The organism is Bradyrhizobium sp. OAE829, from assembly GCF_040546575.1.
Taxonomy (GTDB): domain Bacteria; phylum Pseudomonadota; class Alphaproteobacteria; order Rhizobiales; family Xanthobacteraceae; genus Bradyrhizobium.
In genome coordinates this window covers 6911024-6925312 of the sequence record NZ_JBEPOE010000001.1, presented here as the reverse complement: position 1 = coordinate 6925312, position 14289 = coordinate 6911024, and the positions used below count along the sequence as shown (strand labels likewise).

Sequence of the window (14289 nt, the reverse complement as noted above, 5' to 3'; positions counted from 1 at the left end):
CGTCAGGGGCATCGAAACGCAGCCGTCACTTCAGCGACTGCAATTCGTCGTATTGCGCCCGCGTCCACCCGGCGCCGGCGGAGGCATCGTTGTGCAGCGGAACCGCTGCGTTCCGGAATGCCTCGCGATCCGGCTCGACCACGGTCATGCCGAGCTTCTTGAGCTGTGTCGCCAAAACCCGTTCGGAAGCCTCGATCGCCTCCGTCGCCTTCGCGGCCGCCTCCTTCATCGTATCCGCAAACAGCTTCTGCTCGTCTGGCTTCAGCTTGTTCCAGACGTGGCTGCCGATCACCGTCACCATCGATTCCGTGATATGGCCGGTCAGCACGATGTGGCTTTGCACCTCGTAGAATTTCTTGGCCATGATCGTGGGCAGCGGATTTTCCTGACCGTCGACCAAACCTTGCTTGAGCGCATTATAGACATCGGAAAAGGCAACAGGCGTGGCGCTGGCGCCGACGGATTTCGCGAACATCAGGTTGAGCGGCGCCGGCGGCACGCGCAGCTTCATGCCCTTCATGTCGTCGGGCTTGCTGATCGGCTTGTTGGCGGTGACGTGACGCTGCCCGTAATAGGTCAGCGCGAGGATCTTGTGCCGTGTCTTGTCTTCATAGTCCTTCGCAAGGTCGGCAAACAGCTTGCTGGCGCGGTAGGCCTTCCAATGATCGAAATCGCGCAGCATGAACGGCGCGCCGGTGATGCCGAGCGGCTTGTAGGTTGCCGCGACGAAGCTGATGCCGACATAGACGATATCGACGGTGCCGAGCCCAAGCCCCTCATTGAGCTGGTTCTCGTTGCCGAGCCGGGAAGCCGGAAACACCTCGATATCGAATTTGCCGCCGCTTCGTTTCCTGATCTCGCCCGCCGCCCACAGCGCTTCGGTGTGGTAGGGCTCGGTGATCTCATAGACATGCGCCCATCGCAGCTTGGTCTGGGCCGAGGTCGGGCTGGCCATGACCATGGCTAGGATGACGGCACTGCATAGCATCAGACAGCGTGTCCAGGCGGACATGCTACCCTCCCCGATTGACTCACCGAAGCCTCTGGCGGGCCTGCAGCAGCGTTGCCGAAATGGTCCGCCGATGCAAGTGGACCGACGGCGCGCCGGCTTAGGTCAGCGCGCTCTTCAGATCGAAGCTGCTATCAGCCGCCTGCTCCGGCCCGATCGAGCCGTTGGCGGCCAGCAGGCGCCGTCCGAACATGTGATCCCCGGCGCGGTTAACGGATTCGATACCGACGAGTTGCCCGGACTTGTAGCAGAAGGCGGAGAACGCCCCCTGCCCGCGATCGCCGCGCACCACCACCTGGTCATAGCCCGTCGTCAAACCCGCGATCTGAAGCTTGTTGGGACCCTGGTCGCTCCAGAACCACGGCAGCCCGTCATAGACTTTGGCATCGCCGGTGAGCCGCGCCGCGACACAGCGCGCATGGTCGGTGGCGTTCTGCACGGATTCCAGCCGCAGCGATCCGCCGAAGCGCGGGCTGGCATAGAGCGCGCAATCACCGACCGCCGAGATATCCGGATCGGCCGTCAGCAGATGTTCGTCGACGATGATGCCGGCCGCTACCGGCAGGCCGGCTTCGGCCGCCAGTTCGACGTTCGGCAGGACGCCGACCCCGACCACCACGAGATCGGCAGGCATATGCCGGCCATCGCTGAGGCTGACGCCGGTAACATTGCTGCCGGTGCTTTCGATGCTCGTGACCTGCACGCCGAGATGAATGCGAATGCCGGCCGCGGTGTGGCTCGACTGGAAGAATTCGGAGATTTCCGCGGTCACCGCGCGCGCCATCACGCGGGTGCCGAGTTCGACCACGTCGACTTCCAGGCCCTTGCCCCGGGCGGTCGCGGCGAATTCCAGTCCGATGAAGCCGGCGCCGATCACGACGACGCGCTGACCGGATCCGATCCGGTGCCGCAAGGCCTCGCTTTCGTCGAGGGTGCGCAGATAGCGCACGCCCTCCAGATTGGCGTTGGGAATATCGAGCAGGCGATTGCGCGCGCCGGTCGCCAGCACCAAATGACCGTAGTCGAGGAAGGAACCGGAGCCGAGCAACAGTTTATGCGCCCTGCGGTCGATCGACACCGCTCGGTCGGAAATCAGGTCGATCTTCTGGTCGGAAAAGAATTTTTCCGGCCGGAACATCAGGCTGTCAGGCCCGCCGGTTCCCTTCAGATAGGCCTTGGACAGCGGCGGCCGCTGGTATGGCAGATGGCCCTCATCGTTCAGCAGCGCGATACGCTCGGCAAAACCGTGCTGACGCAGCGAGGCCGCAACCTGAAAGCCGGCATGTCCGGCGCCGACGATGACAACAGGTCCTTGCACGACAGGTCCTTGCACAACAGATCCTTGCGTCATCGGGACAACCCAATTGCAGGCGCACAGGAATTACCCATGTCGTCTCCTCTCACTGCTGATGTTGGCTTTCACCTCGTGAGAGCGGCGCTCGTGTCCGCGTCCCGAACGATGGGCACCCCCATTAAGCCCAAAGGTTTGGCAACGCGCAAGGGCGTCCCTGCCCCGGAAGGGAGGATAAGGCCGCATCCTTCGGCCGGGTCCGGGATTGTCTCCCCCGGGCTTCTGCTATTTAAATGCGCGGCGTCCGTTCCGCCCGGAGGGTTTTTCCGATGACGACACAAGATCATACCGCTGCCCCATCCGATGAGCCGGCACGGCTCACGATCGAAGGTCCGATTGCGACCATCACGCTGAACCGGCCCGCGGCGTTCAACTCGATCGACCTGTCAATCGCGAAAAAGCTGGAACAGCTTGGCGCCGAGGTCGAGGGCAATGACGCGGTAAGAGTGCTGGTGATCCAGGGCGAAGGCCGCGCCTTCAGCGCCGGCGGCGATCTGCAGACTATCGGTGCTGCCGCGGCCGCCGACACCATTGCGCCCGTGGTCGGCGAACTCTTGAAGCACTATCACGCCTTCATCGAAACCATCCGGCGGATGCCGAAGATCGCGCTGTCGAGCGTTCACGGCTCGGCGGCCGGCGCCGGCATGGGCCTCGCCTTCGTGACCGATCTCTGCATCGCGGCCGAAGACGCCCGCTTCACGCCGGCCTACGCCAAGATCGGCGTGTCGCCGGATGGCGGCAGCACCGTCGGCATGGTCGGCACCGTCGGCACCCGCCGCGCGCTGCAGCTATTTCTCGCCGAAGACAGTTTTTCGGCGCAGCAGGCCTACGATTGGGGTTTGGTCGCCAGGGTTGTTCCGGCCGCAGAATTGAAGGCGGCGACGCAAAAATTCGCCGAGCGATTGGCGCAGAACCCGCCGGCGGCGATCAGCGGTACCAAGTCACTGGTTTATCAGGCCGCGGTAACGCCGGTCAGGCAGCAGCTCGATGCCGAGGAAGAGAAGATCATCGACGCCATGCTCACCGATGATTTCCGTGTTGCGGTGAAGAAGTTCACCAGCAAGGGGAAGTAGTCGACCGCCTCAGCGCCAGGCAACCAGCCGAACGCGTTGGGCTCCTTAGCCCTTCCCCTCGCCGCGCATGAAATCGAAATCGCAGCCTTCGTCGGCCTGCAGGATGGTTTCGTTGAACAGGTGCGCGTACCCGCGCCTGGCCCAGTCGGGCGTCGTTGGCGGCGCCAGCGCGGCGCGGCGTTTCTCGAGTTCGGCATTGTCGACCAAGAGATCGATGCTTCTTTTGGCGACGTCGAGCCGGATCATGTCGCCGTTCCTCACCAGCGCCAGCGGACCGCCGACGGCGGATTCCGGCGTGATGTGCAGCACGATGGTACCGAACGCCGTCCCGCTCATGCGCGCATCCGAGATCCGGACCATGTCCTTGACGCCCGTGCGGCCGAGCTTCTTTGGAATCGGCAGATAGCCCGCTTCCGGCATGCCCGGCGCGCCTTTCGGCCCGGCATTGCGCAGCACCAGCACGTCGTCGGCATTGACGTCGAGCGCGGGATCGTCGACCCGCAGCGTCATGTCTTCAACGGACTCGAACACGACCGCACGGCCGGTATGTTGCAAGAGCTTGGGGCTTGCCGCCGAATGCTTGATTACGGCGCCGCGCGGCGCAAGGTTGCCGTGCAACACCGCCATCGCGCCTTCCGGCTTGATCGGATTGCTGCGGGGACGGATCGCGTCCTGCCCCGGCACTTCCTCGGCGTTGGCCACGACGTCGCGCAGGGTCGCGCCGGTAATGGTTTTGGCATCGAGATCGATGAGGTCGCCGAGCTGCGCCATCAGCTTCGGCAAGCCGCCGGCATGATGGAAGTGCTCCATGTAATGCTCACCCGATGGCTTCAGGTCGATCAGAACAGGCACCTCGCGGCCGAGCTTGTCGAAGCCTTCGAGATCGATACGATGCTTGGTGCGGTTGGCGATCGCGGCCAGATGAATGAGGCCGTTGGTCGAGCCGCCGATCGCCTGCAGCACCACTTGCGCGTTCCGGAACGACGACGCGGTCAAAAACTCGCTCGGCCGCGGCCCCTTCGCCTTGGCCAACGCGGCGGCGACCTTGCCGCTCGCTTCGGCGGACCGGAAGCGTTCGGCGTGTGGCGCCGGAATCGTCGCGCTCATCGGCAAAGACAGGCCCAGCGCTTCGGTGATGCACGCCATTGTGGACGCCGTGCCCATCACCATGCAGGTGCCCACCGATGGCGCGAGGCGGCAGTTGACGGCTTCGATCTCGACATCGTCGATTTCGCCGGCGCGGTATTTTCCCCACAGCCGCCGGCAATCCGTGCAGGCGCCCAGCACTTCGCCCTTGTGATGCCCGACCACCATGGGCCCCACGGGAATGACGACGGTCGGCAGATCGGCACTGACCGCGGCCATGATCTGCGCCGGCAGGGTCTTGTCGCAACCGCCGATCACGACGATGGCGTCCATCGGCTGGGCGCGGATCATCTCCTCGGTATCCATCGCCATCAGGTTGCGCAGATACATCGAGGTCGGATGCGAAAAGCTTTCGGCGATCGAGATGGTCGGAAACACCATCGGCATCGCACCGGTCAGCATCACGCCGCGCTTCACCGCTTCGATAATCTGCGGCACATTGCCGTGGCAGGGATTGTAGTCGCTGTAGGTGTTGGTGATGCCGACGATCGGGCGGTTGAGCGCGTCGTCGGAATAGCCCATCGCCTTGATGAAGGCCTTGCGCAGGAACAGCGAGAAGCCAGCATCGCCATAACTTGCCAGTCCCTTGCGAAGTCCGTCATCAGCCATCTTGTTCTTCCCTATCGCTGCAGGCTCGCACTAAAGGAGTCTGCGTTATTATTGTCAATATTTGATATTCGGCGCCGAAATTTGCGCTATTCGTCCACCAATCATGCGCTATTATTGACAATAATATCCGTGCGTGCTGACTTCCAGCGATGATCGGAAGCGAGCATCCATGAACAAGCCGTTCCGCATTGGCCTTGTCGGCGCCGGCATGGTGAGCCGCCATCATCTGATCGCCTGGGCCAGTATAGCAGATCAGGCGCGCGTTGTTGCGGTCGCCGATCCCTCGGCCGACAACGCCGCACGCCGCGCGACCGAATTCGAGATATCCAGAACCTACGCCAGCGCCGAAGCGATGCTGGCGGAGACCGATCCTGACGCCATCGACATCGCGGCGCCACGCGAGATGCACGCGCCGCTGGTCCGGCTCGCGGCAGCTAAGCGCCTGCCGGTGCTCTGCCAGAAGCCGCTGGCGCCGAACCTGCAACAAGCGACCGACCTCGCTGCCGAGGTCCGCGACCAGACGCGGCTGATGGTGCACGAGAACTGGCGCTTTCGCGGATATTATCGCGACGCCGCAGCCTGGCTGCGCGAAGGCCGCATCGGCAACGTCAAGCAGGCGCAGCTCACGCTGCTGACCTCGGGCGTGCTGCCGGGACCCGACGGGCTTTGTCCGGCGCTGGAGCGGCAACCCTTCATGCGCCGCGAAAAGCGCATGCTGGTCGCGGAAGTCTTGATCCATCATCTCGATACGCTGCGGATGCTGCTCGGGCCTCTGCGCGTGACGGCAGCTGCGCTTTCGCGTTCGAGCGAGCAGCTCCTCGGCGAAGACGGCGCGGCGATCCAGCTCCAGGCTGGCAACGGCGCCGGCGTCACGGTGTTTGCGAGCTTTGCCGCGCACGGGCATGCTGCCAGCCAGATCGATCGGCTGGAAATTCTCGGCGACAAGGGCGCCATCAAGCTCGACGGGTCGCAACTCATCTGCTCGGGTGCTTCGCCCCAGGAAAAGATCTACGATCTCGCCACCGAGTATCAGGGGTCTTACAACCGGACGATTGCGCACTTCGTGCAATCGTTGCGGGACAACACGCCGTTCGAGACCGCGCCGGAGGATAATCTGGAGACGTTGCGGCTGGTGGAGGATTGCTATCGGCTGTCAGGCTGGGAGGCTTTGCAATGAAGCCGCAGGAAGCATTGACCGAGATTTCCGCGCTGACGCGAGAGGAAGAGCAGGCGGAAGTGATCCGCCGACTGGAAGAAGACATCATCTTCGGCCGCTTCGCGCCGGGTTCGCGGCTGGTCGAAGACACGCTGATGACGCGCTACCGCGCCAGCCGGCATTTCGTGCGCCAGGGCCTGTTTCAGCTCGAGCGCCAGGGCATCGTGCTGCGCGAGAAGAACATCGGCGCCACCGTGCGGTTCTATTCGGCTGAGGAAGTGCGGCAGATCTACGAGGTCCGGGAAATGCTGACTCGGCAGGCAGCATTGATGATCGCTCTGCCCGCGCCAACAAGCCTGATCGAGCAGTTGAGCGAATTGCAGCGGCAATATTGCGCCAAAGCCGACGCTCAGGATCTGCGCGGCATTCACGAAGCCAACGACGCCTTTCACGTCGCGCTGTTCTCCGCGTGCGGCAATCCCTATCTGGTGCGTTCGCTGCAGGATTACATGAACCTGACGCTGCCGATGCGCGCCAAGAATCTCGCCGACAATGAGGGGCTCGCGCTGTCACGGCGCCAGCACGAATTCATGATCGAACTGCTGAAAGGCCGCGACAACTGGGCGCTGGCGCAGCTCTGCGTCGACCACATGCAGTTCAGCAAGTCGGATTATCTCGACCGCATCGCAGGGGATGACTGACGGAGCACGAACCCGGAATCTCAAGATTCCCCGATGTGCAATTGCACATCTGAGGTTCGCATCTCCGATGCATCCCGGAATGACGCCAGAGGCGTCACTTCCAATCCACGATCCGGCTCTTGTCGCCGTCGAACTCCATGCCGCAGAACGTGCCGCCCTGGTAGAAATCGCTGACGGGATCGGCTGACATCTTGGCCTGCTCGGCCATCGCATGCTCGCGATGATCTTCGCCGCGGCCGGTCGGGCGATAGCCGAGATCGTAGGCGCGGTGATTGTCCCACCAGGCGCGCTCGTTGTAGGACGCGCCGTAGAAGATTTCGAAATGAATGTCGGGATGGTCGAGCCCGATCCGGCAGAGCTGCACCAGATCTTCCGGCTTCAGCCAGATTGCGAGACGGCGGCGATCCAGCGGCCTATCGCCGAAATTACCGATGCGCAGGCAGGTCACCCCAAGCCCGTGCTTGTCGGCGTAGAGCGAGCCGACCGCTTCGCCGAACACCTTGCTGACGCCGTAACGGCTGTCGGGGCGCGCGGGGACATCGGTGCCGATCCGGTGGTGGCGCGGGTAAAATCCGACCGCATGGTTGGATGAAGCGAACACCACGCGCTTGACGCCCTTCTTGCGCGCCGCCTCGAACAGATTGTAGCAGCCGATGATGTTGGATTGCAGGATCTGTTCCCACGGGCCTTCGACCGAATAGCCGCCGAAGTGCAGGATGCCGTCGACACCCTCGCAGATCGCCTCGACCTGCGCAGGATCGGCCAGATCAGCCGTCTTAAATTTTTCGTTCGCGCCGAGATCGGCTGGCGTTGTCAGGTCGCTCAGCAGCAGATCCGGATAGATCGGCGGCAACAGCCTGCGCAGGCTGGTGCCGATTCCTCCGGCAGCGCCGGTCATCAATATGCGTGGCATTTTCTTCCCTCTTTCTTACGAGCGATTTGCGGTCGCTGGCCGACAATGATAGCAAAACATTCTGCGAGGAAACGCAACAGCAACGAGAACAGCAAATGTCCGAGGCAACACCCCGCGCCGGCTGGCAGCCGGCGACCTATTATCCCGATCCGGCGATCCACGCGCTCGATCCGCGGTTTGAGAAATACTGGCTCAAGTTGTCGGCGGTGGAACGGCTGGCCACCGGCATGCGCTGGGCCGAAGGGCCGGTGTGGTTCGGCGACGGGCGCTATCTGCTCTGCAGCGACATTCCCAATAACCGCATCATCAAATGGGAAGAGGAGACCGGCGCGGTCAGCCACTACCGCAAGCCGTCGAATTTCGCCAACGGCCATACCCGCGACCGCCAGGGCCGGCTGATCAGCTGCGAACATGGCGGCCGCCGCGTTGTCAGAACCGAATATGACGGCTCGATCACCGTGCTGATCGACTCCTTTGGCGGCAAGCGGCTGAATTCGCCGAACGACGTCGTGGTGAAATCGGACGGCTCGATCTGGTTCACCGATCCGATCTTCGGCCTGCTCGGCAATTACGAGGGTTACAAGGCCGAGCCCGAACTCGATATGAATGTCTACCGGATCGATGGCGCCACCGGAAAGGCCACCATCGTCGCCGAGGGCATTTTGGGGCCGAACGGGCTTTGCTTCTCGCCGGATGAGAAGATTCTCTACGTAATCGAATCCCGGGGCGTGCCGACCCGCAAGATCCTCGCCTACGACGTCTCGCCCGGCGGCGACACGCTTTCCGACAAGCGCGTGTTCGTCGATGCCGGCCCCGGCACGCCCGACGGCATGCGTTCCGACATCGACGGCAATCTGTGGTGCGGCTGGGGTATGGGCGATCCTGAACTCGACGGCGTTGTCGTGTTCGCGCCCGACGGCGTCATGATCGGCCGCATCGCCCTGCCGGAGCGCTGCGCCAATCTCTGTTTCGGCGGCTTGAAGCGCAACCGGCTGTTCATGGCGGCGAGCCAGTCGATCTACGCGCTGTATGTGAACACGCAGGGTGCGCTCGGGGGATAGCTCCGCACCCTGCCCTCACCGCGCCGATTCAGCCCTTCTTATCCTGCGCGGCGGCGGTCTGCTTGGCCAGTCCCTCTTCGAACGCCTTTTCCAGCGTCGCGGCATAGACGTTGAACTCGCCGGGATTGACGAAGGGATTGGGCGCACCATCGGCCAGTTTGGCGCGCTTCTCCTGCATCTTGTAGATTTCCGGATGCGGCGCGAGCAGGACGTCCACCTTCATGTCCTTTGCCCGCGCGAACGTCTTGCGGTAATCGGCGACGATGCCGGGATAGGTCGGGTTGGTCACGAGGCGGTTGAGCGCCACGGTGCCGCTGCAGAAGATCAGGACCGTGCGGGTGGCGTCGCCGTCCTTCACCGAAAACTCCCAACTGGTGCAGCCCGGCGAATGGCCGGGCGTTTCGCGCGCCGTGATCTTCACGTCGCCCAGCGTAATCGTGTCGCCTTCGCGAACGGTGCGGTCCACCTTGACCGGCGGGAAATTCAACACGGTTTCCTCCCGCGCTCCCGGATAGTAGCCGCCTTCGAGCAGCGGCTTGTCGGCTTCACCGGCGATAAGCTGGGCGCCGCTCGCCGCCTTCATTTCGGCGAGGCCGCCGGTGTGATCGATATGGGCGTGGGTGTTCAGCACGTATTTGATGTCGGTGACCTTGAAGCCAAGCTTCTCGATATTTCCTTTGATCTGCGAGGTCGCCTCCGGCATCACGGTATCGACCAGGATGTGGCCTTGCGGCGATGTGATCAGATAGGATGACAGGCCGTTGGTGCCGACATAGTAGACGTTGCCGATCATCTTGAACGGCTCTGTCGGTTCGTTCCATTTCACCAGCAGCGTCGCGAGCCGATCCTTGAGGGTCTGGGCCTGTGCTGCGCTGGTCAACGGAATCAGCGCGACAAGCGCAATGGCCAGTTTCCTCATATCCAATCTCCCTTTTTTGTTTTTTTCTTGCGGCCGCGCGTTGATGCAAGCCACGACGATGCACTCTAACGAAAATGCCGGCTGCTTTAGGGCAGCCGGCACTTCTTGGAATAGACGACGCTAGCGTCGCATCAGCTTACGCGGCGTTGTAGCCGGCGACCGCCTTCACTTCGAGATATTCTTCCAGGCCGTACTTGCCCCACTCGCGGCCGTTGCCGGACTGCTTGTAGCCGCCGAACGGCGCGGTGCGGTCGTTCGGAACGCCCTGCAGGTTGACGTTGCCGGCGCGGATCTGCTTGCCGACACGGCGCGCGCTTTCGACGGTATCACCGGTGACGTAACCGGCGAGACCATACGGCGTGTCGTTGGCGATCTTGACCGCCTCGGCTTCGTCCTTGGCGCCAAGGATCGTGAGCACCGGCCCGAAGATTTCCTCGCGGGCGATGGTCATGTCGTTGGTGACATCGGCGAAGATGGTCGGGCGCACGTAGAAGCCCTTGTTGACGCCTTCCGGCAGACCGGGACCACCGGCCACGAGGGTTGCACCTTCCTCGATGCCCTTGTGGATCAGCGCCTGGATCTTGTCCCACTGGATGCGGGACACGACCGGGCCGATCGTGGTGCCGTCGGCGCGGGGATCACCGGCCTTGGTCTTGTCGGCGACCGCCTTCGCGATAGCGGCGACTTCCTTCATCTTCGACAGCGGCACGATCATTCGCGACGGTGCGTTGCACGACTGTCCGGAGTTGTTGAACATGTGCATGACGCCGCCGGTGACGGCCTTGGTGAGGTCGGCGCCTTCCAGGATCACGTTCGGCGACTTGCCGCCGAGTTCCTGGCTGACGCGCTTCACGGTCGGCGCGGCGCGCTTGGCGACATCGACGCCGGCGCGGGTCGAGCCGGTGAACGAGATCATGTCGATATCCGGATGCTCGCTCATCGCAGCGCCAACCTCCGGGCCGAGGCCGTTGACGAGGTTGAACACGCCCTTCGGCACGCCGGCTTCATGGAGGATTTCGGCGAAGATCAAGGCCGAGGTCGGCGTGAATTCCGACGGCTTCAGGATCATGGTGCAGCCGGCGGCGAGCGCGGGCGCGACCTTGCAGGCGATCTGGTTCAGCGGCCAGTTCCACGGCGTGATCATGCCGATGACGCCGACGGGCTCGCGCAGCACCGTGGCGGTGCCGAGGGTCTCTTCGAAGTGGTAGTTTTTGAGAACTTCCAGGGTGGAAGCGATGTGGCCGAGGCCGGCGCCGGCCTGCAGCCGCTCTGCCATCGGCAGCGGCGCGCCCATTTCGTCGGATACGGCAGCGCCGATGTCCTTCATGCGGCCCTTGTAGATCTCGATGATCTTCTCCAGGAGCGCGACGCGCTCCTCGCGGCTGGTCTGCGAGAAGGTCACGAAGGCGCGCTTGGCGGCAGCGACGGCCTTGTCGAGATCGGCCTTCGAGCCGAGCGCAACCTCATACATCGCCTCTTCGGTCGCCGGATTGACGACGGGCGTGGACTTCTTGACGGCGGGATCGACCCAGGCGCCGTCGATGTAGAATTGCATACGGTTGACCATCGGAAACCTCGTTATTTCACAGGGCGGAAGGATTTCAGGGAACGGGTGCGTTCGGCAGGCATCCTTGCACGAAAATCCCGGCAATTGAACCCGCCATATGCGGGATGCCGCGTTGCGGCGGGCACCGGATATAAGGTCAGTGGCGTGACGGATGCAAGACGGTCACTCGCGCTTCTGCCCGTGTGGAGAGACCCCCACCCCGCCCTCCCCCGCAAGCGGGAGAGGGAGTGGACCGAATTTGCGGCGAACATCGATCGCCACACAACGTGCTGCGCCCCCTCTCCCGCACTTGCGGGGGAGGGTTGGGGTGGGGGCCGGGCTTGCTCCGACCATCATTGTTTACACCACAATCTCACACCGCCATCTTCCTGTGCCGCACCGGGGCCCCCACCGTGAGGCTTTCCGCCGCATCGATGATGGCGTTGGCGTCCATGCCGTGGTGGCGGTAGAGGTCGGCGATGGTGCCGGTCTGGCCGAACTGCTCGACACCCAGCGCCTCCACCCGGTGGCCGCGTACGCTGCCGAGCCAGCCCAGTGCGGCCGGATGGCCGTCGATCACGCTGACGATGCCGCAGTCGCGTGGCAGCGGCGCCAGCATTTGTTCGATATGGCTGAGATGGGCCACGCCGCGGCGGTCGCGGCGCAGTTTTCGCGCCGCGGTCCAGCCTGCATGCAGGCGGTCCGCCGAGGTCACCGCCAATAGTCCAACGTCCCGGTGGCTCTCGCCGATGAAGCCGACCGCCTCGATCGCCTCGGGCGCGACCGCGCCGGTGTAGGCGATCACGACGTCGCAATTCGCGCCCGGCTTGCGCAGCCAATACGCGCCGTCGGTGATCTCGCGCTGCAGGTCCGGCGTCATGATCCGCTGCGGCTGGTCGATGATCCGCGTCGACAGCCGCAAATAGACCGAACCGCCGCCTTCTTCCCCTTGCCCGACTTCGCGCTGCATGTGCTGAAAACCCCAGCCCATGATCACGGAGAGTTCATCGACAAAGGCCGGTTCGAACGAGGCGAGACCATCCTGTGCGATGCCGATCAGCGGCGTTGCGATCGACTGGTGCGCGCCGCCCTCCGGCGCCAGCGTAATGCCCGACGGCGTCGCCGCCACCATGAAGCGCGCGTCCTGGTAGCAGGCGTAATTCATCGCATCGAGGCCGCGCTGGATGAAGGGATCGTAGAGCGTGCCAATCGGCAACAGCCGCTCGCCGTTGATCTGGTGCGACAGACCGAGCGCCGAGAGCATGATGAACAGGTTCATCTCGGCGATGCCGAGTTCGAGGTGCTGCCCTTTCGGCGAGAAATCCCAGTTGAAGGTCGAGGGAATTTTTTCTTGCCGGAACAGATCGTGGTTTTCCGCCTTCGCAAACAGGCCGCGCCGGTTGACCCAGGCGCCGAGATTGGTCGACACCGTCACGTCAGGCGACGTGGTGACGATGCGCGAAGCCAGTTCGGTGTCGCCGCGCGCGAGTTCGTTGAGCACGAGGCCAAAGCCCTGCTGGGTCGACATCTGCGCCGCCGGCTTGAAGGCGAGCCGTTCTGGCACCTCGATCACGGGCGCGGTCAGGCGCCGGCGCCCCTCGGCGTTGAACGGCGCTTCGGTGAGGAACGCTTCGAGATCAGCCGGGTCCTGCGACAACCCTTCGAACTTTTCCCATTCGTGGCCGGGACGGATGTTCTGCGCCGCACGCCATTTTTCCATCTGCGCGACCGTCATCAGACCGGCATGGTTGTCCTTGTGGCCCTGCATCGGCAGCCCGACGCCCTTGATGGTGTAGGCGATGAAGCAGACCGGGCGATCATGATCGATCGACTCGAAGGCATCGATCATGCTGGTCATGTCGTGGCCGCCCAAATTGGACATCAGCGCCAGCAGTTCCTCGTCGCTGCGGCGGTCGATCAGTTGGGTGACCTGTCCCTGATCGCCGATGTCGTCCTGCAGATGTTTTCGGAACGCGGCGCCGCCCTGGAAGCACAGCGCGGCATACATCTGGTTCGGGCAATTATCGATCCAGCGCCGCAGCGCCTCGCCGCCGGGTTCGGCGAACGCCGCCTGCATCAGCGTGCCGTATTTCACGATCCTGACGTCCCAGCCGAAATTGCGGAACATCGATTCGAATTTCTCCCAGAGCCCTTCGCGCACCACGGCGTCCAGGCTCTGGCGGTTGTAGTCGACGACCCACCAGGTGTTGCGCAGCCCGTGCTTCCAGCCTTCGAGCAGCGCCTCGAAGATATTGCCTTCATCCATTTCGGCGTCACCGACCAGCGCGATCATGCGCCCCTCGGGACGATCTTTCATCCAGCCATGCGACTTGACGTAATCCTGCACCAACGAAGAGAACAGGGTTTGCGCCACGCCGAGGCCGACCGAGCCGGTCGAGAAATCGACGTCGTCGGCATCCTTGGTGCGCGACGGGTAGGATTGCGCGCCCTTGAAGCCGCGGAAATTCTCCAGCTTCTCGCGGGTCTGATGCCCGAACAGATACTGGATGGCGTGGAACACCGGGCTCGCATGCGGCTTCACCGCGACGCGGTCCTGCGGCCGCAGCACCGAGAAATACAGCGCCGACATGATGTTGGCGAGCGAGGCCGACGACGCCTGATGGCCGCCGACCTTCAGGCCGTCGGCGTTGGCGCGGATGTGATTGGCGTGGTGGATGGTCCACGATGACAGCCAGAGCACCTTGCGTGCCAGCGCGGACAATAATTCCAGGCGTGCGGGCTCGATGGGCATGGCGTTGCTCCGGACTCGGGGTCAGGGTCAAATTTTACCGGGCATCAGGCTCC

The 14289-nt window shown here is 63.4% G+C and carries 11 protein-coding genes; 4 read left to right on the top strand and 7 right to left on the bottom strand.

The features are described 5' to 3' along the window. Positions 1 to 25 precede the first annotated feature (25 nt). Together ABIE49_RS33185 and ABIE49_RS33180 are read right to left on the bottom strand one after the other, a co-directional pair. The gene (locus ABIE49_RS33185) at positions 26 to 1012 is read right to left on the bottom strand and encodes a sialic acid TRAP transporter substrate-binding protein SiaP (protein WP_210337176.1); all 987 of its coding nucleotides are present in this window, start codon (positions 1010 to 1012) and stop codon (positions 26 to 28) included. A 97-nt stretch (positions 1013 to 1109) separates the two neighbouring features. Then, positions 1110 to 2360 (bottom strand): NAD(P)/FAD-dependent oxidoreductase, encoded by a 1251-nt coding sequence (locus ABIE49_RS33180; RefSeq protein WP_192734776.1) that lies wholly within the window; start codon positions 2358 to 2360, stop codon positions 1110 to 1112. A 269-nt stretch (positions 2361 to 2629) separates the two neighbouring features. On the opposite strand from ABIE49_RS33180, the gene ABIE49_RS33175 reads away from it, so the two are divergent. Then, entirely contained in the window at positions 2630 to 3433 is an 804-nt protein-coding gene (locus ABIE49_RS33175) for an enoyl-CoA hydratase/isomerase family protein (RefSeq protein WP_192734777.1), read from the top strand. Positions 3434 to 3478: 45 nt separating this feature from the next. Here the strand turns inward: ABIE49_RS33175 and ABIE49_RS33170 are convergent, their stop codons facing one another. Further along, positions 3479 to 5188, bottom strand: a complete 1710-nt coding sequence (locus tag ABIE49_RS33170) for an IlvD/Edd family dehydratase (protein ID WP_192734778.1) — start codon at positions 5186 to 5188, stop codon at positions 3479 to 3481. A 169-nt stretch (positions 5189 to 5357) separates the two neighbouring features. On the opposite strand from ABIE49_RS33170, the gene ABIE49_RS33165 reads away from it, so the two are divergent. Both ABIE49_RS33165 and ABIE49_RS33160 read left to right on the top strand, forming a co-directional pair. Then, a complete protein-coding gene (locus ABIE49_RS33165) occupies positions 5358 to 6365 on the top strand; it encodes a Gfo/Idh/MocA family protein (protein ID WP_192734779.1) in 1008 nt (335 codons plus the stop codon). Next, positions 6362 to 7045 carry a GntR family transcriptional regulator gene (locus tag ABIE49_RS33160; protein WP_192734780.1) on the top strand — a complete coding sequence of 228 codons (684 nt, stop codon included), beginning with the start codon at positions 6362 to 6364 and terminating at the stop codon, positions 7043 to 7045. The genes ABIE49_RS33165 and ABIE49_RS33160 overlap by 4 nt, the downstream gene beginning before the upstream one ends. 94 nt (positions 7046 to 7139) lie before the next feature. On the opposite strand, the gene ABIE49_RS33155 is transcribed toward ABIE49_RS33160, so the two are convergent. Next, entirely contained in the window at positions 7140 to 7958 is an 819-nt protein-coding gene (locus tag ABIE49_RS33155; protein ID WP_192734781.1) for an NAD-dependent epimerase/dehydratase family protein, read from the bottom strand. Positions 7959 to 8053: 95 nt separating this feature from the next. Here ABIE49_RS33155 and ABIE49_RS33150 point away from each other — a divergent pair, with 95 nt between their 5' ends. After that, complete coding sequence (locus tag ABIE49_RS33150; RefSeq protein WP_192734782.1) at positions 8054 to 9019, top strand: SMP-30/gluconolactonase/LRE family protein; 966 nt, start codon at positions 8054 to 8056, stop codon at positions 9017 to 9019. Between the two features lie 28 nt (positions 9020 to 9047). On the opposite strand, the gene bla is transcribed toward ABIE49_RS33150, so the two are convergent. The 3 genes from bla to ABIE49_RS33135 form a co-directional block, all read right to left on the bottom strand. Next, the gene (bla, locus tag ABIE49_RS33145; protein WP_192734783.1) at positions 9048 to 9938 is read right to left on the bottom strand and encodes a subclass B3 metallo-beta-lactamase; all 891 of its coding nucleotides are present in this window, start codon (positions 9936 to 9938) and stop codon (positions 9048 to 9050) included. A 136-nt stretch (positions 9939 to 10074) separates the two neighbouring features. Next, complete coding sequence (locus ABIE49_RS33140; RefSeq protein ID WP_192734784.1) at positions 10075 to 11505, bottom strand: aldehyde dehydrogenase family protein; 1431 nt, start codon at positions 11503 to 11505, stop codon at positions 10075 to 10077. A gap of 352 nt (positions 11506 to 11857) precedes the next feature. Next, positions 11858 to 14236, bottom strand: coding sequence for a thiamine pyrophosphate-binding protein (locus ABIE49_RS33135; RefSeq protein WP_192734785.1), 2379 nt, complete (start codon positions 14234 to 14236; stop codon positions 11858 to 11860). Positions 14237 to 14289: the final 53 nt, after the last annotated feature.

What these genes read in the sequence shown, in the direction of transcription:
- ABIE49_RS33180 (WP_192734776.1), bottom strand. Translation starts at nt 2,360, where the DNA reads ATGACGCAAGGATCTGTTGTGCAAGGACCTGTCGTGCAAGGACCTGTT.
- bla (WP_192734783.1), bottom strand. Translation starts at nt 9,938, where the DNA reads ATGAGGAAACTGGCCATTGCGCTTGTCGCGCTGATTCCGTTGACCAGC.
- ABIE49_RS33185 (WP_210337176.1), bottom strand. Translation starts at nt 1,012, where the DNA reads ATGTCCGCCTGGACACGCTGTCTGATGCTATGCAGTGCCGTCATCCTA.
- ABIE49_RS33155 (WP_192734781.1), bottom strand. Translation starts at nt 7,958, where the DNA reads ATGCCACGCATATTGATGACCGGCGCTGCCGGAGGAATCGGCACCAGC.
- ABIE49_RS33140 (WP_192734784.1), bottom strand. Translation starts at nt 11,505, where the DNA reads ATGGTCAACCGTATGCAATTCTACATCGACGGCGCCTGGGTCGATCCC.
- ABIE49_RS33160 (WP_192734780.1), top strand. Translation starts at nt 6,362, where the DNA reads ATGAAGCCGCAGGAAGCATTGACCGAGATTTCCGCGCTGACGCGAGAG.
- ABIE49_RS33150 (WP_192734782.1), top strand. Translation starts at nt 8,054, where the DNA reads ATGTCCGAGGCAACACCCCGCGCCGGCTGGCAGCCGGCGACCTATTAT.
- ABIE49_RS33165 (WP_192734779.1), top strand. Translation starts at nt 5,358, where the DNA reads ATGAACAAGCCGTTCCGCATTGGCCTTGTCGGCGCCGGCATGGTGAGC.
- ABIE49_RS33175 (WP_192734777.1), top strand. Translation starts at nt 2,630, where the DNA reads ATGACGACACAAGATCATACCGCTGCCCCATCCGATGAGCCGGCACGG.
- ABIE49_RS33170 (WP_192734778.1), bottom strand. Translation starts at nt 5,188, where the DNA reads ATGGCTGATGACGGACTTCGCAAGGGACTGGCAAGTTATGGCGATGCT.
- ABIE49_RS33135 (WP_192734785.1), bottom strand. Translation starts at nt 14,236, where the DNA reads ATGCCCATCGAGCCCGCACGCCTGGAATTATTGTCCGCGCTGGCACGC.